At 63.1% G+C, this 19537-nt stretch carries 20 protein-coding genes; 3 read left to right on the top strand and 17 right to left on the bottom strand.

Translation table 11 applies throughout. The annotated features are described in order from the left end of the window. Nucleotides 1-2 precede the first annotated feature (2 nt). From HMPREF3092_RS07105 to HMPREF3092_RS07065, 10 genes are all read right to left on the bottom strand, one after another. Entirely contained in the window at nt 3-638 is a 636-nt protein-coding gene (locus HMPREF3092_RS07105; protein WP_070424360.1) for a TlpA family protein disulfide reductase, read from the bottom strand. Continuing rightward, nucleotides 635-1297 carry a histidine phosphatase family protein gene (locus HMPREF3092_RS07100; protein WP_070424359.1) on the bottom strand — a complete coding sequence of 221 codons (663 nt, stop codon included), beginning with the start codon at nt 1295-1297 and terminating at the stop codon, nt 635-637. The genes HMPREF3092_RS07105 and HMPREF3092_RS07100 overlap by 4 nt, the downstream gene beginning before the upstream one ends. Further along, entirely contained in the window at nt 1294-2631 is a 1338-nt protein-coding gene (gene hemL, locus HMPREF3092_RS07095; RefSeq protein WP_070424358.1) for a glutamate-1-semialdehyde 2,1-aminomutase, read from the bottom strand. Before hemL ends, HMPREF3092_RS07100 begins: the two co-directional genes overlap by 4 nt. Beyond that, entirely contained in the window at nt 2631-3092 is a 462-nt protein-coding gene (locus HMPREF3092_RS07090; RefSeq protein WP_070424357.1) for a MarR family winged helix-turn-helix transcriptional regulator, read from the bottom strand. Before HMPREF3092_RS07090 ends, hemL begins: the two co-directional genes overlap by 1 nt. After that, entirely contained in the window at nt 3089-4084 is a 996-nt protein-coding gene (gene hemB / locus HMPREF3092_RS07085) for a porphobilinogen synthase (protein WP_070424356.1), read from the bottom strand. Before hemB ends, HMPREF3092_RS07090 begins: the two co-directional genes overlap by 4 nt. Then, entirely contained in the window at nt 4084-5691 is a 1608-nt protein-coding gene (locus tag HMPREF3092_RS07080; protein WP_231863945.1) for a bifunctional uroporphyrinogen-III C-methyltransferase/uroporphyrinogen-III synthase, read from the bottom strand. Before HMPREF3092_RS07080 ends, hemB begins: the two co-directional genes overlap by 1 nt. Then, nucleotides 5678-8164 (bottom strand): glutamyl-tRNA reductase, encoded by a 2487-nt coding sequence (gene hemA / locus HMPREF3092_RS07075; RefSeq protein ID WP_083274306.1) that lies wholly within the window; start codon nt 8162-8164, stop codon nt 5678-5680. Before hemA ends, HMPREF3092_RS07080 begins: the two co-directional genes overlap by 14 nt. 102 nt (nt 8165-8266) lie before the next feature. Continuing rightward, nucleotides 8267-8533 carry a glutaredoxin family protein gene (locus HMPREF3092_RS07070; RefSeq protein WP_061940711.1) on the bottom strand — a complete coding sequence of 89 codons (267 nt, stop codon included), beginning with the start codon at nt 8531-8533 and terminating at the stop codon, nt 8267-8269. A 130-nt stretch (nt 8534-8663) separates the two neighbouring features. Further along, nucleotides 8664-8762, bottom strand: coding sequence for a 30S ribosomal protein bS22 (locus HMPREF3092_RS11000; RefSeq protein ID WP_019174583.1), 99 nt, complete (start codon nt 8760-8762; stop codon nt 8664-8666). A gap of 172 nt (nt 8763-8934) precedes the next feature. Beyond that, nucleotides 8935-10131 carry an acetoin utilization protein AcuC gene (locus HMPREF3092_RS07065; protein WP_070424355.1) on the bottom strand — a complete coding sequence of 399 codons (1197 nt, stop codon included), beginning with the start codon at nt 10129-10131 and terminating at the stop codon, nt 8935-8937. 106 nt (nt 10132-10237) lie between these two features. On the opposite strand from HMPREF3092_RS07065, the gene HMPREF3092_RS07060 reads away from it, so the two are divergent. Both HMPREF3092_RS07060 and HMPREF3092_RS07055 read left to right on the top strand, forming a co-directional pair. Beyond that, nucleotides 10238-11644, top strand: a complete 1407-nt coding sequence (locus HMPREF3092_RS07060) for a TrkH family potassium uptake protein (RefSeq protein WP_061940717.1) — start codon at nt 10238-10240, stop codon at nt 11642-11644. Next, the gene (locus tag HMPREF3092_RS07055) at nt 11637-12314 is read left to right on the top strand and encodes a potassium channel family protein (protein WP_019174580.1); all 678 of its coding nucleotides are present in this window, start codon (nt 11637-11639) and stop codon (nt 12312-12314) included. Before HMPREF3092_RS07060 ends, HMPREF3092_RS07055 begins: the two co-directional genes overlap by 8 nt. Nucleotides 12315-12372: 58 nt before the next feature. On the opposite strand, the gene proC is transcribed toward HMPREF3092_RS07055, so the two are convergent. From proC to HMPREF3092_RS07040, 3 genes are read right to left on the bottom strand one after another with little or no spacing between them, the layout of a single operon-like run. Beyond that, entirely contained in the window at nt 12373-13200 is an 828-nt protein-coding gene (gene proC / locus HMPREF3092_RS07050; protein ID WP_070424354.1) for a pyrroline-5-carboxylate reductase, read from the bottom strand. Nucleotides 13201-13228: 28 nt separating this feature from the next. Further along, nucleotides 13229-14140, bottom strand: coding sequence for a sugar phosphate isomerase/epimerase family protein (locus HMPREF3092_RS07045; RefSeq protein WP_070424353.1), 912 nt, complete (start codon nt 14138-14140; stop codon nt 13229-13231). A gap of 48 nt (nt 14141-14188) precedes the next feature. Beyond that, a complete protein-coding gene (locus HMPREF3092_RS07040) occupies nt 14189-15196 on the bottom strand; it encodes a Ppx/GppA phosphatase family protein (protein WP_070424376.1) in 1008 nt (335 codons plus the stop codon). 37 nt (nt 15197-15233) lie between these two features. Between HMPREF3092_RS07040 and HMPREF3092_RS07035 the strand changes: the two genes are divergently transcribed. Continuing rightward, nucleotides 15234-15437 (top strand): hypothetical protein, encoded by a 204-nt coding sequence (locus tag HMPREF3092_RS07035; RefSeq protein ID WP_070424352.1) that lies wholly within the window; start codon nt 15234-15236, stop codon nt 15435-15437. A gap of 13 nt (nt 15438-15450) precedes the next feature. On the opposite strand, the gene HMPREF3092_RS07030 is transcribed toward HMPREF3092_RS07035, so the two are convergent. From HMPREF3092_RS07030 to prpB, 4 genes are all read right to left on the bottom strand, one after another. Continuing rightward, on the bottom strand, nt 15451-16356 hold the full coding sequence (locus HMPREF3092_RS07030) for a polysaccharide deacetylase family protein (RefSeq protein ID WP_062022048.1): 906 nt from the start codon (nt 16354-16356) through the stop codon (nt 15451-15453). 196 nt (nt 16357-16552) lie between these two features. Then, nucleotides 16553-17344 (bottom strand): enoyl-CoA hydratase/isomerase family protein, encoded by a 792-nt coding sequence (locus HMPREF3092_RS07025; RefSeq protein ID WP_070424351.1) that lies wholly within the window; start codon nt 17342-17344, stop codon nt 16553-16555. 103 nt (nt 17345-17447) lie between these two features. Then, nucleotides 17448-18569, bottom strand: a complete 1122-nt coding sequence (locus tag HMPREF3092_RS07020) for a bifunctional 2-methylcitrate synthase/citrate synthase (protein WP_019174569.1) — start codon at nt 18567-18569, stop codon at nt 17448-17450. After that, nucleotides 18566-19471, bottom strand: coding sequence for a methylisocitrate lyase (prpB, locus tag HMPREF3092_RS07015; RefSeq protein WP_019174568.1), 906 nt, complete (start codon nt 19469-19471; stop codon nt 18566-18568). Before prpB ends, HMPREF3092_RS07020 begins: the two co-directional genes overlap by 4 nt. Nucleotides 19472-19537: the final 66 nt, after the last annotated feature.

Here is a 19537-nt window from a genome sequence, read left to right as displayed (position 1 = left end):
CGTCAGTCTTCTTTCATCGCATCGTCAATGAGACCGCTGAGCGTGGATGCTTCAACGGCGCCGACAACACGTGCGGCCGGCCGGCCCTCGGAATCGAGGACGACGGTCGACGGGGTTGCTCGCGGCGGCAGAACATCGGACAGCAATCCGACCATTTCGCCGTTGCTGTCGAGCATGACGGGGTAGGACACATTGAAGTTTTCGACAAAAGCCTGCGCGGCAGCTTCTTGATCACGCACGTTTGCGCCGATCAGCTGTGCTTTGCCCTTGTACTTCTCGGCAACCTCTTCGAGTTCCGGAGCTTCTTTGCGGCACGGCGGGCATGCGGCGTACCACAGGTTGATCACCGTGATGGTGCCGTCTTTGCGAATGTCCGCAAGCGAGGTCTTCTGGCCGTCCAGCACAGTGAACTCGAGGTCGATCGGATCTGTGCGCTCACTCTTCGGAATCTGCGTGACGACTCCGCTGCCGGACACGTAGCCCTGCTGGGAGCCTGCCTGTTCGGCCACTCCCCCGGTTTCTGTGTTGCTGCACGCCGCGAGCCCAGCCGCCAGCGCACAGGCAAAAACAGCGCCCACTGCACGGCGGGTGTGCTTGCGAATTCCGGTGCGCACTGCTGATGACGATGCGGGCCTCATGCTCCTGCCACCGCTTTCTTAGGCTGCAGGTCGGCGTTGACATCGGTGTAGTCAACTCCGACAAGCTTGGCGCCGTCAAAGCTCAGAGTGGTCACAGAACCCAGATTGCATTCGCGGTTGCGTGGATCGTGTGCCAAGGACCTGCCCTCGGCCGCCATGCGCGACATCCAGATGGGCAGCTGATGACTGACGATGACACCGTCGACCACATCGAGACCCTCTGCCTTTGCCACGGCCTCCACCCTGTTGCGCAGAGTGAAAATCGCAGCCTGCATGCGGCGCACCTGGCTGATGTACGGTTCTCCCCACGACGGGCGCAGCGGGTTCCACACCAGCGGCAGATTGGCCGGTGCGAAAACCGAGGAGCGGTTGACCTTCTGACCTTCAAAGCGGTTGCCCGCTTCGATCACGCGCTCGTCAACTGCCGGTTCGAGCCCGGTCGACTGTGCCAGCGGCGCAATCGTCTGGGCGGTGCGCAGCAGCGGCGAGCGCACCAAGCCGCGCACGTTGAAGCGATCGTCAGCGAAGTAGTCGCTGATCCGCTCGCCCATCTGGCGTCCGCGGGCTGTCAGCCCGAAGCCGGGCAGCCGCCCGTAGAGGATGCCGTCGGGGTTGTCGACTTCGCCGTGGCGGACCAGGTGGATGCGCGAGGTGGTCATGCGGACTCCCCGTCTGTCACCTGGGCTGCCGCCTTGGCTGCGGCAGGCAGTGCGGAGACCACGCGGTCAAGGATCTGCGGGGTGTGAGCTGCTGAGAGGAACCACACTTCGAAAGCGCTCGGCGGCAGGTGGACGCCCTGTTCGAGCATCGAAGTGAAGAACGCCGAGTAGGCAGCGGTGTTCTGTGCCTGGGCATCGGCAAAGGTGCGCACTTCGCGGTCGGTGAAGAACACCGAGAACATGGAGTTCGCCGACTGGATGGTGTGGGGAACGCCCTCTGCGCTCAGTGCTTCCGTGATTGCCGGACGCAGAACATCGGCGGCGGCCTCGATCGTCGGGTAGACGTCGAGTTCGCGGGTCAGCTGCAGAGTGCGAAGGCCCGCGGCCGAGGCCACCGGGTTACCGGAGAGCGTGCCCGCCTGGTAGACCCCGCCCTTGGGAGCGAGCGCATCCATCACATCCTGGCGACCTCCGAAGGCTGCGATCGGGAAGCCGCCGCCCATGACCTTGCCGAATGTGAACAGGTCTGCCGGGCCATCGGGGTAGCCCAGGGTTTCGCTTTCGTAGCCGTACCAGCCGGCTTCGGAAACGCGGAAGCCGGTCATGACCTCATCCGAGATCATGAGTGCGCCGTGTTCCTTGGTGAGCGAGCGGATGAGGTTGGTGAAGCCGTCACGCGGCGGGACGACACCCATGTTGCCCGGGGAGGCTTCCGTGATGACAGCGGCGATTTCACTGCCGTGCTCTTCGAAGGCCCTGCGCAGACCGTCCTGGTCGTTGTAGTCGAGGATGATGGTGTCTTCCGCGGTGCCCTTCGTGACACCTGGGGTGTCCGGCAGACCAAAGGTGGCAAGACCGGAACCGGCAGCGACGAGCAGCGAATCGACGTGCCCGTGGTAGCAGCCGGCGAACTTCACGATCTTGTCGCGGCCGGTGCAGCCGCGGGCCAGGCGGATAGCCGACATGGTGGCTTCCGTACCGGAGTTGACCAGCCGCACCTCGTCAACCGGAGCAACCCTGTTTGAGATCTCCTGGGCCAGTTCAACTTCCGGAACCGAGGGGGTGCCGAACGAAAAGCCGCGCGCAGCGGTTTCCTGAACCGTGCTGAGGACTTCCGGGTGTGCGTGGCCCACAATCATGGGTCCCCACGAGCCGATGAGGTCAACGTATTCGTTGCCGTCGACATCAGTCAGCAGTGCGCCTTCGGCAGAGTGCATGAACCGCGGGGTTCCGCCGACAGCGCCGAAAGCGCGCACCGGCGAGTTCACACCTCCGGGAATGGCTTTCAGGGCGCGTTCAAAGAGTTCCTGGGACTTCTGCGTGGGCTGGGTCATCACACTGCCTTTCTCAGATGTTCAGCTGCCCGGGTGAAGACGTCTGCCAATACTTGGGTCTCTCCGGGAGACATGAGGTCGATGAGGTGCTCGCGCACGCCTTCGACGTGAATGGGGGCGATCTTCTGCATCAGCTCCCACCCTTCGTCGGTCATGCTGCAGTTGACACCGCGGCCGTCACCCCGCGTCGAGGTGCGCTTGACGATGCCGCGCTTCTCCAGCCGAGCGACGGTGTGAGACAGGCGGGATCGGGAAACGCCGACTTCTTCGGCGATTTCTGCCATGCGTCTGGTGTGGCCGGGTGATTCCGACACGATGACGAGAACTTCGTAGTCAGCCAGCGCAATGCCAGCGAGTTCGCGCAGTTCGCGGTCAAGGACGGTCTGCAGAAGCGATTGCCCCTGCAGCATTGCCCTCCAGAAACGCTGCTGCGTTTCATCCAGCCATCGTGTGGAAGTCATTGTTCATTAAGCCATTCAGCGGCTTGTGTCGCGTAGTAGGTCATAACTGCGTCAGCCCCTGCGCGTTTGAATGCGAGGAGCGATTCCAAGACCGCGGGTTTGCGGTCAATCGCACCGGCTGCCGAGGCGAACTCCAGCATGGCGTACTCACCGGAGATCTGGTAGCTCCACACCGGCACCGGCGAGGCTTCTGCGACATCTTTCAGGATGTCCAGATAGGGCAGACCAGGCTTGACCATGACGATGTCTGCACCCTCGGCCAAGTCGAGCTGGAGCTCGTGCAGTGCTTCGCGCGAATTCGCGGGATCCTGCTGGTAGGTGCGACGGTCACCGGAGAGCTGCGAATCAACAGCCTCGCGGAACGGACCGTAGAACGCCGAGGCGTACTTGGCTGTGTAGGCCATGATGACGGTGTTCGTGAAGCCGGCTTCGTCAAGAGCTTCGCGCACAGCGCCGACTTGGCCGTCCATCATGCCCGACAGCCCCAGAACATCTGAGCCGGCACGAGCCTGGGCAACAGCCATCGAGGCGTAGCGCTCCAGCGTGGCGTCGTTGTCGACATCGCCGTGTTCGTCGAGCACACCGCAGTGGCCGTGACTGGTGAATTCATCCAGGCAGAGGTCCGTCATGACGACGGTGCGATCACCGACGGCGTCCTTCACCCGGCGCACGGCAACGTTGAGAATGCCGTTCGGGTCATCAGCCTGAGATCCGCGCTCGTCGTATTCAAGCGGAATGCCGAACAGCATGATGCCCCCAACCCCCGCCTCGACCGCGCGTTCAGCGGCCTCAACCAGGGAGTCAAGAGTGTGCTGGCGCACGCCCGGCATCGAGCTCAGGTCAACGGGAGCCTCGAGCCCCTCCTTGACGAACAGCACCTCGATGAGGTCCTCGGGCTGCAGCTTCGTTTCCGATGTCAGCCGGCGCATAGCCGCCGACTGGCGCAGACGACGCGGACGAACCGCACCGATTGGGAGGGACCTGTCAGACATCAGCCTCTGCTCCTTCGTGAATTCCTGCGGTCCTGCGAGGGGCGGACCGGAACAATTCCTTCGGCCAGCGCGTCATCGCGGCGTTTGCGGGCGAAGTCAGACAGACCGGCGATGAGCACCGGGAGGCTGGCTTCGTCTGCCAGGACGTCGACGTGCAGGCCGTGATCCTGTGCCGTCTGAGCCGTGGCCGGCCCGATGGCTGCGATAACAGTAGACGGGTGGGGTTTTCCGGCGATGCCCACCAGGTTGCGGACCGTTGAGGACGACGTGAACAGCACGGCGTCGAAGTCACCGCCCTTGATGGACTCGCGGATGGGCTTCGGCGGCGGGGCGGCGCGCACGGTGCGATAGGCGGTGACGTCGTCAACCTTCCAGCCGCGTTCCGTCAGGCCCTCCACGAGCACGTCCGTGGCGATGTCGGCACGCGGCAGGAGGACCCTGTTGAAGCCCTCTTCGTCGTCAAACACCGGCCAGTCTTCGAGCATGCCGCGGGCAGACTGTTCGCCGCTGGGCAGAAGCTCCGGTTCGATGCCCCACTCGCGCAGGGCTTCAGCGGTCTTGTCGCCGACAGCGGCAACCTTCACGCCCGCGAGGCTGCGCACGTCCAGGCCGAGATCGGCAAGCCACATTTTGACCGCGCGGACCGCGTTGACCGAGGTCAGGCCCAGCCACTGGTAGTCGCCGTCGACAAGAGCGTGAATTGCCCGCTCCATCTGGCGAGGTGAACGGGGAGGCTGGATGGCGATGGTCGGCACCACCGTGCCCTCGGCACCGTACTCGGCGAGCGCCTCGACGGTTTCGGCTCCCTGTTCGCGTGTGCGGGGTACGAGAACCTGCCACCCGAACAGCGGCTTGGACTCAAACCACGACAGTTCGCGGCGCTGCTCAACAACCGCGCCGAAGATCGTCTGCACAACCGTGTCGGCGTCAAACTCTTCGCGCAGTCGGTCCGGCAGCTGACCCAACGTGGTTTCGATTGAGTGCTGGTGGACGGTCGACACACCGGCGACAACCAGTGCGGGAGTGTCGGCTTCCCATTCGTCGCCGAGCATGCCCTCAACAGCCGTGATGGTGTCGGTGACAGTGCCGCTGATGACATGACCGGTGTTGGCAAACCGCGAAACATCGCTGCGGGTCATGTCAGTTGCAGACACGTAGCGCACCGAACGGACGTTTGCGTTCGTCAGGGGTGTTCCCGTGAACGCGGCGGCCGACGACGACGCCCCGACACCCGGGACGATCTCAAAGCCGACGTCACTGCCCGACAGAACCTGCGCCTCGGCGGTGGTCGACGTGAACAGCAGCCCGTCATCGGCTGCCAGTCGTACGACCATGCCGTGCTCCTGGGCGAGTTCGCCCAGTCGGCGGCCGCGGGTGTGCGGCTGCACGCCCATTTCCGAAACGGGACGCAGCAGCGTGTCTTCCGGCACGTAGGTCTCAATGATGTCCCGGTGGAGTTCGTCTTCGTGGACGACAACGGCCGCAGATGCCAGAAGCTCGGCACCGCGGATGGTCAGCAGGGAGGGATCGGCGGGGCCAGCACCCAGGAAGAACACCTTGGGCACGGTCCGCTGCGGGCGGTTCTGCACAGAATCACCGCTGGTCACGGTCACCTCCGGGAGTCATAACAAGATTCGTTTCTGGGGCGTTGGCACCGCTTGCCGTGCCGGGTACAGCACCGAGGGTGCTGAGAAGTTCGTCTGCTGTCCGATAGCCGAGTTCCCGGGCAATCCGGCGCGATTCCGATTGGATTCCGCGGGACAGTTCGACCATGTTGTCGGTGACTTCGTCCGGCAGGGTGGCGATTGTGGACAGCCGGCTGAGCTTGCCTTCGTCATCGGCCATGACCGCTGCGAGTGTCAGCGCGGTTCCGTCAATCGAGGCCAGAGCGCCGATGGGGGCCGAACAGCCGGCCTGCGAACGTTCGAGGATGGCGCGTTCGGCGTAGACGGCGAGGCTCGTAGCCGGGTCGTGAAGGCCTTCGAGGGCTTCGCGGATCTCCTGGTCGAAATCGCCGTGCGCAGCATCGGGTGCGCGGCATTCCACGGCGAGGGCTCCCTGGCCTGGGGCCGGAAGCATGACCGAGGAGTCGAGGAAATCGGTGACTTCGCCCAGGCGACCCAGACGGCGCACACCCGCGGCTGCCAGGACGACACCGTCGAGCCGGCCTTCCGTCACGTGGTTGATGCGGGTTCCCACATTGCCGCGGACTCCAGTGACGGTGATGTCGGGGCGGGCGGCCCGCAGCTGGGAGGCGCGGCGGGGTGAACCGGTGCCGACGACCGAGCCGGGCGGCAGTTCGACCAGGCTGAGACCGTTGCGGGCGATGAGCACGTCGGAGGGATCCACACGAGGTGGCACCGCCGCCATCTCGATTCCTGCGGCTGGGGCTGTGGGCAGGTCTTTCAGCGAGTGGACCGCAATGTCGACCTTGCCGGTCAGCAGGGCGGTGCGCACCGAGGACACGAAGACGCCGGAACCGCCCAGGCGGGCCAGTGGCGTCATGTTGACGTCGCCTTCTGTGACGACTTCGACGATCTCGATGCGCCAGCCGGTGCGGGCGGCCAGCTGCTGAGCGATCGCGGTCGACTGGCTGCGCGCCAGCTGACTGCGGCGGGTGCCCAGGCGAATGGTGCGGCCCGTGAAGTGTTCGGGTTCGACCACGTCGAGGGTGTGGTCGGCCACCGGCGTTGTGCCGTCGGCTTCGATGTGGCCGCTGCTGCCCTCTTCCGTCTGTGCGACAGAGCCGACCTTGCTGGCGCGGCGGTCCGTTTCGGGTTCGCGGGTGCGCGCACTCAGGTCGAACAGCATGTTGAGCGCGGCCGCGTAGTCAACACCGGAATCCGCAGAAGCGAGTTCTTTCACCTTGACGGTCGGCGTGTGGATGATCTTGTCGGCCGTGCGGTGCAGGGTTTTGCTGATTTCGGCGATTGCCGCGTCGCTGACAGATGCGCCGAGTTTGTTCTTCAGGCGCTCGAATTCAGCGTCGACGATCATGATGGCCTGTTCGCGCAGCGCTGTGACGGTCGGTGAGACCCGGCGGGCTGCGCGGCGCGCTGCGTCGTCGACCATGGCCTGCTCGATGAGGGCGCGGGCTTCTGCGATCACGCTGAGCACAGATTCAGACTGCGCGTGTTCATTGGCCGCAATGAGACGGCTGATGCCGTCGAGGTTGAGCACCCGGATGTGCGGAAGTTCGCCGACTTCCACCGCGATGTCATAGGGCAGCGCCAAGTCGATGAAGAACTTGTTGAGCTTCTGGTCGAGGTCCTGCTGCAGCGAGGCGATGACGGTGTCTTCGTCCAGCACAGTGCCCCGGGCGCCGGTGACCGACACGATGACGTCCGCCTGGGCGATTTCGCGCACCAGGTTTTCCTGTGTCAGTTCGACGGCTTCACCGTCAACGGACTGAGCCAGACGCAGAGCCTTGTCGAGGGTGCGGTTGATGACCCGAATGCGCTTCAGCCCGTGATCTTTCAGCGTTTTGACCGTCAGCCCGGACATCGCACCGGCACCGACGACGAGGGCGTTTGCACCGGCCAGGTCACCAACGTGGCCTTCGGCTTCTGCCAGCGCGGTGTCGAGCAGTGACAGCGAAACGGACGACAGCTTGGTTTCTGAGTGCACGCGCTTGCCGACTTCAAGAGCCGACTGGAGAGCTTCGCTCAGACCTCCGCCGACTGAACCGCCGCGTTCGCCTTCGTGCAGGGATGCGCGCAGCTGGCCGAGGATTTGGGTCTCCCCCAGGGCCATGGAGTCAAGACCTGCCGCCAGCAGGAACAGGTGCTCCTGGGCCTTGTCGTCGAAGTGGACGTAGGTGTGGGAGAAGAGTTCGGACCACGGAAGTCCGCTGACGTCGACCAGGGCCGTGCCCAGGTCGGCCAGTCCGCCGTGGAAGGACGTGACGTCGGCGATGATCTCGAGCCTGTTGCAGGTGGACAGCACAACGGCGCTGTTGACGAAATCGCGCTCTGCCGCCGATCGGCGCAGCAGGTCTGCGCGCTCAGCGTCCAAGGCGAGCGCGTCAAGCACGTCAAGAGGTGCTGAGTGATGGGATATTCCCAGAACCAGCAGTGTCAATGGTCTTGCTCCCTCATTGCGAACGACTCCCGTCGATCGCGGTTTTCACGCTCACCGGACTCCCGTGAGCACAACGGCGCCTGAGCGCTGTTTCATTCCCGTTCAGCAGCGTTCGTGCGCTGCGCGCAGAGCCTGCGTGAACCGCTTGGGGTCCACGCGGTGGAAGCTGTGCTGACGGCCGTTGATGAGAACAACCGGAACGTCCCAGTCGTATTTGGCCTGCAGCTGTGCATCGGAATCGATGTCGATGACGCTCAGCCGCACATCGATGGATTCCGGCAAGTCTGCGAGCACGCCGTCGACGACTTCGCGGGCTGTGTCGCACAGACCGCATTGCTGACGGGTGAGGAACTCAACAACGACGCCCATATGAGCCTTCCCGCGCTGCTCCCGGGCACCTGCCCTGGGTGCGGCGCGTCCGCGGTGCGGCTAAAATCCGCACCGGTTCATTCAGCACGAAACCCCGCCGGATCGCTTCGACGGGGACGTGCGGAGTTGATTACTTCTTGTTGCGGCGCTGGTGGCGGGTCTTGCGAAGCAGCTTGCGGTGCTTCTTCTTGGACATACGCTTACGACGCTTCTTGACTACCGAACCCACGTTTAACCCTCGCGTTTCCGACGATTTCCCCCGCTTACAGCGGGCTGACTTAACCGCTCAATCCTAACGGGCAACCGGGTGGAAACCCAAACTTTAACAACCGGTCATATGAACTCAAGGCTCGCGGTCTGGTATAAGGGCCCACACCGCGGGCACACTGTGGGCGGCGAAATCAGTCGTAGTAGGCGTCGAGTCCGTAGAACGGGAAGATGTTCTTGCGCGTGCTCATGACGGTTCGGTCAAGGTCGGATTCGGGATCGTAGCCGCGCTCCCACGCGGAGAAAGCGGCGTCGGAACCGTCGGTCATCCGCTTGGGGGCGCCGCGGCCGGTGAGGCTGTAGACGTAGTCGCGCCAGCGGTCGGGCATTTCTGTTGCGGGCTTGAGTTCGATGCCGCCGGCGATTGCCACGAGGTTCGTCCATGCGCGCGGCACAACGTCGATGATGGCGTATCCGCCGCCGCCAACCGCCAGCCACTTGCCGTCCGCGTGCTCTTCTGCGAGATCGCGTACCCACTCTGTGGCCCGGCGCATAGCGTCAACCGACAGGCGCAGGTGCGTGAGCGGATCGAGGTTGTGCCCGTCGCAGCCGTGCTGGGAGACGATTGCCTGCGGTTTGAATTCGCGGATCACCTGGGGCACGACACCGTCGAGCGCGCGCAGCCAGTCGGCGTCGGAAGTGCGCGGCGGCAGGGCGATGTTGACGGCGCTGGCAGCTGCCTTCATCCCGCCGATTTCAGTTGCGTAGCCGGTGCCGGGGAACAGGAAGCGTCCGTTTTCGTGCAGGCTGATGGTGAGCACGCGGGGGTCGTCCCAGAAGAAGTGCTCGGTTCCATCGCCGTGGTGGGCATCAAGGTCGAGGTAGACCACACGTTCGTAGCCTGCGTCCAAGAACTCTTGGATTGCCGCCGCGCAGTCGTTGTAGACGCAGAAGCCGGCGGCTTTGCCGGGCATCGCGTGGTGCATTCCGCCGCAGAAGTTGACTGCGCGGTTATACCGGCCGGACGTGATCGCCTTGGCCGCTTCGATGCTGGCCTGGAAGAGCCGGCCGGAAGCTTCGTGGATCTGATCGAAGCGGGGAACGTCTTCTGTTCCCACCCCGTAGACCTGCTGGTCTTCTTCCGAAATCGAGGAGGAGGCTCCCGCCGCTTTGACGGCGTCAATGAACTCCTGCGTGTGCAGACGGGCGAGCGCTTCTTCGTCGACCTGCGGAACGGACTCAATGTGAATGTTGGATGCGTCGAACAGTCCGAAGTCCTGCGACAGTTTGGCCGTCAGGTCCAGCCGCAGCGGGTGCATGGGGTGATGAGGGCCGAAATTGTATTCGGTGAGGGATTCATCCCACATCACCAGAACTTCTTCTCTGCTCATACTCGTACTGTAGCCAAACGTGATCCGGTTCACGCACAGCGGCCCACCCACACTGTCCCCTGTGTTTCTGGGCGCGTACGTGCGCGTGAGACTATGCTGACTCACTGTGAAGAAGAACGGCGAAAAGAAGCGCAGTCTGCTCACTGCGGCAGCGCTGCCGGCCCGTGCTGCGCGCGACTTTGTCGACAGAGTCGCCGAACAGTCCCCCGCCCGGCTGGCGATGGTCGCGTTCATCATCGTCATCGCTTTCTTCACGGCGCTTCTCTGTCTGCCGGCAGCCCACCGGGACCCGTCTGAGTTTTCGTTCGTCAACAGTCTGTTCGTTGCCACCTCGGCCGTGTGTGTGACCGGGCTGACCCCCGTGACCCTGCACGAGTACTTTTCGGATTTCGGGCTTGTCATCATCGCCGCCGGTGTGCAGGTCGGCGGTATGGGCATTCTGACGATCGCGTCGATGCTCGGCATGCTCGTGTCGAAAAAGCTCGGGGTGCGTCAGCGGCTCATCGCCGCACAGGCAACGAACACCTTCAATCTCGGCCAGATGGGCACCCTGCTGCGCACTGTCATCAGCACGGTCCTCATTGTGGAAACGGTTGTGTTCTTCGGCCTGCTCATCGGCTTTCTGCGCCGCGGCACCCAGTTGGGCGACGCTGCGGCCAACGCGGCCTTCTACGCCATTTCCACCTACAACAACGCTGGCTTCTCGATTCACGATTCGGGCATGATCGCCTTCGCTGATGACTATTGGATCGTCTCCGTGGTGATGTTTTCGGCGTTTGTCGGTTCGCTGGGCTTCCCGGTTGTGCTCATCATGGGCGTCCTGTGGAATCGCCCCCGCCAGTGGGACCTCCACACCAAGCTGACTCTGACGACTTCGCTCATTCTGCTGGCCGTGGGAAGTGTTCTCATTGCGATCTTCGAGTGGGGCAATGAGAAGACGATGGCCGGAAGCGGTTTCGTCAACTACGGCTTCCAGTCTGTCTTCATGTCGCTGACCGCCAGGTCTTTGGGCATGAACACCGTCGATGTCTCTTCCATGTCAGACGCCAGCCACTTGGCACTTGATGTGCTCATGTTCATCGGCGGCGGTTCGTCGTCAACTGCCGGCGGCATCAAAGTCACCACCCTGGCTGTGCTCGTGCTTGCAGCGTGGGCGGAAGCGCGCGGTGCCCGTGACGCTGTGGCCTTCAAGCGCCGTATCGACCCTTCGGCTGTTCGCCTGGCGATCTCCGTGACGATTGCCGGGTTCATCATCGTGATCGGCGGAACCATGGCGATGCTGGCCATGACGCACGAAGATCTCGATGATGCGCTCATGGACGTCATATCCGCTTTCGGCACGTGCGGGCTGTCGTCCGGGTTCACTGAAAGGGCCCCGGAGCCCGCGCTGTACATTCTGAGCCTCCTCATGTTCTTGGGCCGACTGGGTACGATCTCACTGGCAGCCGCTCTGTCCCAGCGCGACTCGCTGACCCATTTCCGCCACCCGGAAGAAAGGCCGATCATTGGCTAAGCGCAAACAGAAGATCGACAACTCCTCTGTGCTTGTCGTCGGCTTGGGCCGTTTCGGCGCTTCGACCGCTGAAAACCTGATGAAGCTCGGCCGGCAGGTGCTCGCCATTGAGCGCGACCCGAACAAGGTCGCGGAGTTCACGGGCAAGCTCACCCACATTGTCGAAGCCGACGCCACCAATCTCGAAGCGCTGCGCCAGCTGGGTGCCGAGGACTTTTCGACCGCTGTTGTCGGCATCGGCACGTCGATCGAGGCGTCTGTGCTCACGACCGCGAACCTCGTCGACATCGGTGTTGAGCAGGTGTGGGCGAAGGCGATTTCGAATTCGCACGGCAAGATTCTGCACCGCATCGGCGCTGAACACGTGCTCTACCCGGAATCTGAAGCCGGTGCGCGTGTGGCTCACCTTGTGTCGTCGCGCATGCTCGACTTCATCGAGTTCGACGACGGCCATTTTGCGGTCGTGAAAATGCGGCCGCCGAAAGAAGTGCAGGGCTTTACACTCGGCGAATCGAAGATCCGCGACGACTACGGGGTCACGGTTGTGGGCATCAAGTCTCCCGGCCGCGATTTTACCTATGCGGAACCGAGTTCGCGCATCGGCGAACACGATGTTCTGATCGTCGCCGGGCACGTGGAGCTGCTGGGCCGCTTCGCCGGCCGCCCGTAACTGGGCACCCGAGGCGCCAGCACCGGGTGCTCGCAAGCTCGGTTGAGCGGGGCTCCGGTCAGCTGTTTTCGCGCTCCATGTCAGCGGCTTTTTCAGCTGCGGCCCGTGCCGCACGGACAACGCTCGCTTCGAAGCCGTCGGCTTCAAAGGAGTCAACCGCAGCGGCGGTTGTTCCGCCGGGGTGGGCGACAGCAGCGCGCAGCTTTGCGGGGTCGGGGTCACCGGCCAGCAGCAGACCCGCACCTTCAGCGGTGGCGACAGCCATGCGGCGGGCGGTGTCTTCATCCAAACCGAGTTCCTGACCGGCGGTGATGAGCTTTTCTGCCAGCAGGAAGAAGTAGGCGACACCCGAACCTGAAATGCCGATCATGCCGCCGATAGCCGATTCGGGAACCGTGAAGACCTCCCCGGCACCCGACAGGAGCTTCGTGAGCTCCTCGACCTTCACCTCGGGAGCCTTGCCATCAGGAGACACCGTGATGACCCCCTTGCCGATGGCAGAAGGCGTGTTCGGCATGATCCGCACAACCGGGTTGTTCGGGAAGGCGGCGGCGAGCGTTTCCAGCGACACCCCGGCGGCCATAGACACAATGACGGTGTCTTCGCTGACCGCATCTGCAAAGCTCTGAGCTGTTTCGCGGATCGACCAGGGCTTCACGCCCAGGAACACGAAGTCCGCACCTTGCACGGCCTCAGCGTTGGCATTCGCGTTGTCTTCGGCAGCAATGGCGCGGATGCCGAGTTCCTGCGCCAGCTTCTGCGCCGAAGCGTGCGAATGCGTGGTGGCGCGAACGTTCTCATTACTGAGCGCATCCGTGCTCGACATGCCTTTGAGCAGGGACGACCCCATGCTTCCCGCTCCGATGATCGCAACTGTGACAGCCATGTCTGCTCCTTCGTGTTCCAACCTCGCCCTAGTCGTTCAGGCCCAAATGCTTCCGGGTGAACGCCAAGGACTCCGCGAGCATTTCCATGCGCGTGGACTTCTTGGCCACAAAGCGCGTGTTGACTTCAATGACGGCCTCACCCGACCAGTTGACCTTCGCCAAGTACTGCAGGCACTCTTTGACCGGCATTTTTCCGCGCCCCGGAACCAGGTGTTCGTCCATGAGGGAACCCGCGCCGTCTGTCACGTGCAGCACCCGCACGCGGTCGTGGATGCCCTGCAGGGTTTCCAGCGCGTTCATTCCGGCTGTCGCGGCGTGTGAAAAGTCGAACGTCATGTGGTCGTAGTCTTCGTCCAGCGGGTTCCAGTCCGGGTAGTAGATCTGCAGTTCCCGCACGCCCGCCCGCCACGGGTACATGTTCTCCACGGCCAGGCGCACACCGGTTTCCTGTGTCAAGCGGCGCACCCCGTCGACGAAGCCGCGCGCGTAGTCGCCCTGCCACCGAAAAGGCGGGTGCAGGACAACGGTTTCGGCCCCCACGTCGGTTGCCAGCTTTGCGGTCAGGCGCAGCTTTTCCCAGTTGTCTTTGTGCATCACGCGCGGCAGCAGCAGGAGTGTGGGTGCGTGCAGCGACAGCACCGGCAGGCCGGTGCGCTGGGAGTGCTCCAGAATGTGCGAAGCGCTCTGGGTACCGGGGTTGTCGGTGATCATGATTTCGACACCGTCATAGCCCAGTGCGGCCGCGATGTTGAACGTGTTCTCCACCGTCATGGGGTACACCGATGATGACGACAGCCCCACGCGGATCCGCCCTTCGGAGCTGTGCGAAGCTCCGTGTTCGTAGACGGGGTTGTTCTCGAAATAGGCGCGGTGGCGCAGGGAGTCTGCGCGGGCGCGGTTCTTCTTCGTGAACGCCTTACGAGGTGTCTTGTCTGTCACGCTCTCAGTCTAGGCACACTCTTCTCACCGGAGCAGGCCGCTGTGGTTTTACCTGACCGCCTGGTTGCCGTTTGTGGTGGTGGGGGTTTCGTCGCCGTCGAGCGTGTGGCGGACCGAAACGTGCTCTGCCGTGTCCAGCAGGTCCAGCTGGCGCATGATGATGCCCTCGCGCAGAGCCCACGGTGAGATCGCCATCTTTTCGACACCGAAGATGGTGAACGCCGCGTCGGCGACGATCGCGCCGGCGAGCACCTGTCCCCCGCGGTTTTCGGAAACACCGGGCAGCTCGGCACGTTCGGCCGGGGTGCGGGAGGCCAGAGCATCGATTATGCCGGGCATGTCTTTTCTGTACAGGTAGCGCGGCACGTAGATGCCGTGACTGGACGAGGCGGCGCCGGCAATGCGGGTCAGGGAGCGGAAGGTCTTGGACGAACCGACGATGTGGTCAGGTTTGCCGACCCGGTTGATCTGACCGGCCACTTTGCCGATGGTGTGGCGGGCGTGCCTGCGCAGCTGCGCGATTTCTTCCGGGTTGGGAAGTTCGTGGCTCAGGTAGTGGTTGAGCATGCGGCCGGCGCCCAGTGGAACCGAAACTGCGGCATCCGGGTATTCGTCAGTTCCTGCAGCCAGTTCAAATGAGCCCCCGCCGATGTCCATCAGCAGGATCTTGCCGGCCGACCAGCCGAACCAGCGGCGGACCGCAAGGAACGTGATGCGCGCTTCGTCCTGACCGGACATGACATTGAGGATCAAGCCGGTCTCTTCGTGGATTCTGTCGATGAGCTTCTGCCCGTTGGGGGCTTCGCGCAGTGCCGAGGTGGCAAAGGCCAGGATTCGCTCAGCACCCTGTTCTTCGGCTACGACGATGGCTTCGCGGCAGAAGTGCAGCAGCCTGTTGGCTCCGTATTTCGACAGCGAACCGTCGTCTTTGAGGTGTTCGGCCAGCCGCAGAACTTCCTTGTGGGATGACGCCGGAAGCGGCGGGGCACCCTCGTGAGCGTCGACCACAAGAAGGTGAATGCTGTTGGACCCGATATCGAGGACGGCTAAGCGCATGGTCAGCATATTACCGCGCGGCCCTATTATCGAAGGTATGCAGAACACCCGAGCACCGTGGATTGTGGCGACTTTCATCATGACCGTCGCAGCTGTTGTGTTCTCCAGACTGCCTCAGCTGCGAGACCTGCGGCTGTTCCTCCTGCTTGCCGCACTGGCGTTCTTCTTGCCCGGCGTCGTCATGGCCGGCCGCTCGCTGCGCGAGGCGTGGGCCCGCAAGCGCAGCGAGCGGCGGCGCTGACGCAAGCGTCAGTTCACCACATGGGCGGGCGCTCGTCACTGTCGTACGGGTAGCGTTCGCGGAAGTCCGTCGCCATGGTCTGCATGTCGACAAAGCGCACGCCGTCGTGACCGCCGATGTAGTCGATCAGACGCTCGAGCATGAGCAACACCTGCGGACGGCCGGCGACGTCCGGGTGGATAGTGATCGGGAAGATCGCGTAGTCGAGTTCCCGGTACACCCAGTCGAACTGGTCTTTCCACAGCTCTTCGATCGACCGGGGGTTGACGAAGCCGTGCGAGTTCGGGCTGCCCTTGATGAACATCATCGGCGGGAGGTCGTCGACGTACCAGTTGGCAGGGATCTCCACCAGGTTGACGGTGGTGCCGTATTCCATCGGCACCATCCATTCGGAGGCCTGCTTGGAGTAGTCGATCTTCGTCCACTTTTCGCCGGTCCGCGCGTAGTAGGGGACGAAGTCTCCGTGGCTCTGCGAGTGGTCGTAGTCAAAGCCGAATTCCAGCAGAAGGTCCGCTGTGCGGGCTGACATTTCCCACCAGGGAGCGACGTAGCCCTTCGGCTGTTTTCCGGAGAGCTTGCTCAGGACCTCCAGGGAGCGCTCCATGACGTCGCGTTCCTGCTGGGCGGTCATGTCCACGGGGTTTTCGTGGCTGTAGCCGTGTGCGCCGATTTCGTGTCCGGCGTCGACGATCATCTTGACCTGTTCGGGGAAGGTTTCAGCCGAGTGTCCCGGCACGAACCAGGTTGCGGGAAGTTCCCGCTTCGTGAGCATCTTCAGCAGGCGGGGAACACCGATTTCACCGGCGTAGATGCCGCGCTGAATGTCGTTGGGTGAGTCCTGTCCGCCGTAGGAGCCGAGCCATCCGGACACCGCGTCGATGTCGATGCCGAAGCTAACCAGAATGTCTTTCTTCGCCATGGGGCCTCCCTTCGCCCACCGGCAGAACCGCTGGTGAGCTAGTCCTGTCTGACGAGCGAAAACTCATCAGCGACCGGCAGATGAGAGCCGGTTAACACTCAGTATGACACCGGCCATACCTCGGGTGTCGAAGCCCGTTGACCTGTCGGGGCAAAAGCATCAACCGGGCCGCACTCGGCCCCGCCCGGCACCTCAATCAGTCGGGGAAATCCGTCCTGCTGATGGTGAAATCGGGACGGCGGCGTTCGAAGAACGCCTCCTGTCCCCTGCTGATCTCAGAGGAGTAGCTTTCAGCCAGCCAGCTGCCCTCGGCAGCCGTGAGGTCCTCTCCACGCAGAATCCGCTTGGCGGCCGTCTGCGACAGAGCAGACCGCCCCGCAATTGTCTTGGCCTTTTCGATTGCCGTGGCCAGCGGGTCGTCGGACACTTCGTGGAAGAAGCCCAGGTTGTTCATCCGGTCGAAGTCGACGATGTCTGCTGTGAGCAGAATGTAGCGGGCAAAAGACTCCCCCAGAACAGACGCGAGCCTGCGCGTGGGTCCGGGCGGGTAGACGAGTCCCAGCCGGCCTGCTGTCACACCGTAGATCGAGCCGGGCTTGGCAATCCGCACATCGCACGCGGCAGCGATTTCCGTACCGCCGCCAACGCAGTTGCCCTCAATCGCGGCGATCGTCGGAATGTCGACGTTTTCAATCGCGGCTTCGGCGTTTGCGTTCGTGTTCCAGAATTCGTGCAGCGGCACGTTGAGGTCGTTAATGTCCGAACCTGCCGAAAAGTGGCCGCCGGCACCGGTGATGATGAGCACCGACACGTTCGGGTCTGCATCGATTGCCTGGAGGATCTCCGGCAGCGCCAACCACATTTCACGCGACAGCGCGTTGCGCTTCTCCGGGCGGGAAATCGTGAGTGTGGCAATGCCGTCTTCGACACCGTATTCGAAGCCGTCCACCAGGGGAATTTCTGCGGGGGTGGGCTGCTGACCGGTCATTTCTCTCCTCTGTTTGGCAAGTTCTGTGTGTGCGGAAGGTGCCGATATGCACACGAGGCGGAGCCCAGGAAAGCCGGACTCCGCCTCGAGTGTGCTGCTTGGGTCAGCGGTCGGTGGGAACCTCGCGCTGGTCGTAGCCCGAGTAGGCCGACAGCGGGCGGATCAGAGCATTGTTCGCGGTCTGCTCCATGATGTGCGCCGTCCAGCCGGTGATGCGGGCCATGACGAAGATGGGCGTGAACTGTTCAGTGTCAAAGCCCATCAGGTGGTAGGCCGGACCCGACGGGTAGTCGAGGTTCGGGTAGATGCCCTTGCGGGACACGAACTCTTCTTCGAACGTGTTGTAGAGGTCCAGAAGTTCGTTCGCACCCTTGACCTTGACCATGTCTTCAAACGCTGCGCGCATGGTGGGAACGCGCGAATCGCCGTTCTTGTACACGCGGTGGCCGAAGCCCATGATCTTCTGCTTGTTGGCAAGCGCGTTGTCGATGTACTCCTTAGCCTTGTCAGCCGTGCCGACTTCAGCCAGGGTCGCCATGACGGCTTCGTTTGCACCGCCGTGCAGGGCGCCCTTGAGCGCACCGATCGCACCGGCGACCGAGGAGTGCATGTCGGAGGTCGTCGACGTGATGACGCGAGCGGTGAAGGTCGATGCGTTGAAGGAGTGCTCGGCGTAGAGGATGAGCGAAATGTCGAAGCAGCGAACAACTTCCTTCGCCGGAACTTCGCCGAAGACCATGTGGAAGAAGTTCTCCGCGTAGGTCAGGTCTTCCTTCGGAGCGATCGGGTCGAGCCCGTGACGACGACGGTGGTCGATGGCCACAACGGTCGGCAGCTGAGCGTAGAGGCGCTCGGCCTTCGCGCGGTCGGCTTCCGGGCTGTTGTCTTCAGCCTGCGGGTCAACGGCGCCGAGGTAGGCCACCGCGGTCTGCACGACGTGCATGGGGTGGGTGTCCTTCGGCAGACCCAGGATCAGGTCGACCAGCTTGGGGTCGATGTCGCGCTGGCTGCGTTCGCGCTTGGTGAACTCAGCGAGCTGTTCAGCGTTGGGCAGTTCGCCGTTCCAAATGAGGTAGGCAACTTCCTCAAAGCTGCAGTTGGCGGCCAGTTCCTGCACGGGGTAGCCGCGGTAGGTCAGCGAGTTGGTTTCCTGAACGACCTTCGAAATTTCGGTGGTGTCGACGACAACACCGGCCAGGCCCTTCTTGATTTCCTGTTCGGTCACTGATGACCCTCCTGTGAGAAGTTGAAGACGTGGGCGTCGAACTCGTTGTACGCCGAGTAGTCAATCGTTTCGTAGAGGTCAGCACGGGTCTGCATGGTGCTGACGAGGCTTTCCTGCGTGCCCTCCTTGCGGATGACCTGCAGACCGCGCTTGATGGCGCCCATTGCCAGGCGCAGCGTGGTGACGGGGTAGATGACGAGCTTCACGCCGGCCGATTCGAGCTGCTGTGTGGTGAACAGTTCGCTCTTGCCGAACTCGGTCATGTTGGCAAGGATCGGGACGTCGACGGCCTTGGCGAACTTTTCGAATTCGCCGAGGTCGCGCATAGCTTCGGGGAAGATGAGGTCCGCACCGGCGTCGATGTAGGCCTTCGCGCGGTCGATTGCGGCGTCGAGGCCTTCACCCGCGCGAGCGTCGGTGCGGGCGCACAGGACGAAGTTCTCGTCGCGGCGGCCGCGCACGGCAGCGGAGATGCGCTTGACCATTTCCTCCGTGCTGACGATCTCTTTGCCGTCCAGGTGGCCGCAGCGCTTGGGGTTGACCTGATCTTCCAGGTGCATGCCGGCGATTCCGGCGTCTTCCATTTCCTGCACCGTGCGGGCGACGTTCATTGCTTCGCCCCAGCCGGTGTCGGCGTCGATGAAGGTGGGCAGGTTGGTCACGCGGGAAATGGCGCGACCGTGCTCGGCGACTTCCGTCAGCGTGGTCAGACCGATATCGGGCAGGCCCTGGTCAGCGGAGAAAGCACCGCCGGAGATGTAGACGCCTTCGAAGCCCTCCTGCTCGATGATCTGAGCGTTGATCGGGTTGATGGCTCCGGGGAACTGAACGATTTTGTCTCCGGCCAACAGCCGGCGGAACTCTTCGCGGCGCTTGTGTGCCGGAGTGGTTGCTCCAAGCATGTGTTTCCCTTCTGATGGTTTCCAGTGGGCTTCGGTGTGCGCCTGCCGCGTCCTTGTGGACGCGGC

Origin of the sequence: Brevibacterium sp. HMSC24B04 (assembly GCF_001806835.1) — a bacterium.
In the GTDB taxonomy this organism is placed as follows: Bacteria; Actinomycetota; Actinomycetes; order Actinomycetales; family Brevibacteriaceae; genus Brevibacterium; species Brevibacterium ravenspurgense.
Note: the sequence above shows the minus strand (reverse complement) of the source record. Positions and strands in the feature narration are given on the sequence as shown.

Excerpts from the sequence above, each read along its gene's own strand:
- hemB (WP_070424356.1), bottom strand. The coding sequence starts at position 4,084 with ATGTCTGACAGGTCCCTCCCAATCGGTGCGGTTCGTCCGCGTCGTCTG.
- HMPREF3092_RS07025 (WP_070424351.1), bottom strand. The coding sequence starts at position 17,344 with ATGACCGGTCAGCAGCCCACCCCCGCAGAAATTCCCCTGGTGGACGGC.
- HMPREF3092_RS07100 (WP_070424359.1), bottom strand. The coding sequence starts at position 1,297 with ATGACCACCTCGCGCATCCACCTGGTCCGCCACGGCGAAGTCGACAAC.
- HMPREF3092_RS07040 (WP_070424376.1), bottom strand. The coding sequence starts at position 15,196 with ATGCGCTTAGCCGTCCTCGATATCGGGTCCAACAGCATTCACCTTCTT.
- HMPREF3092_RS07065 (WP_070424355.1), bottom strand. The coding sequence starts at position 10,131 with ATGAGCAGAGAAGAAGTTCTGGTGATGTGGGATGAATCCCTCACCGAA.
- proC (WP_070424354.1), bottom strand. The coding sequence starts at position 13,200 with ATGGCTGTCACAGTTGCGATCATCGGAGCGGGAAGCATGGGGTCGTCC.
- HMPREF3092_RS07030 (WP_062022048.1), bottom strand. The coding sequence starts at position 16,356 with ATGGCGAAGAAAGACATTCTGGTTAGCTTCGGCATCGACATCGACGCG.
- HMPREF3092_RS07070 (WP_061940711.1), bottom strand. The coding sequence starts at position 8,533 with ATGGGCGTCGTTGTTGAGTTCCTCACCCGTCAGCAATGCGGTCTGTGC.
- HMPREF3092_RS07035 (WP_070424352.1), top strand. The coding sequence starts at position 15,234 with ATGCAGAACACCCGAGCACCGTGGATTGTGGCGACTTTCATCATGACC.
- prpB (WP_019174568.1), bottom strand. The coding sequence starts at position 19,471 with ATGCTTGGAGCAACCACTCCGGCACACAAGCGCCGCGAAGAGTTCCGC.
- HMPREF3092_RS07105 (WP_070424360.1), bottom strand. The coding sequence starts at position 638 with ATGAGGCCCGCATCGTCATCAGCAGTGCGCACCGGAATTCGCAAGCAC.
- HMPREF3092_RS07090 (WP_070424357.1), bottom strand. The coding sequence starts at position 3,092 with ATGACTTCCACACGATGGCTGGATGAAACGCAGCAGCGTTTCTGGAGG.
- hemL (WP_070424358.1), bottom strand. The coding sequence starts at position 2,631 with ATGACCCAGCCCACGCAGAAGTCCCAGGAACTCTTTGAACGCGCCCTG.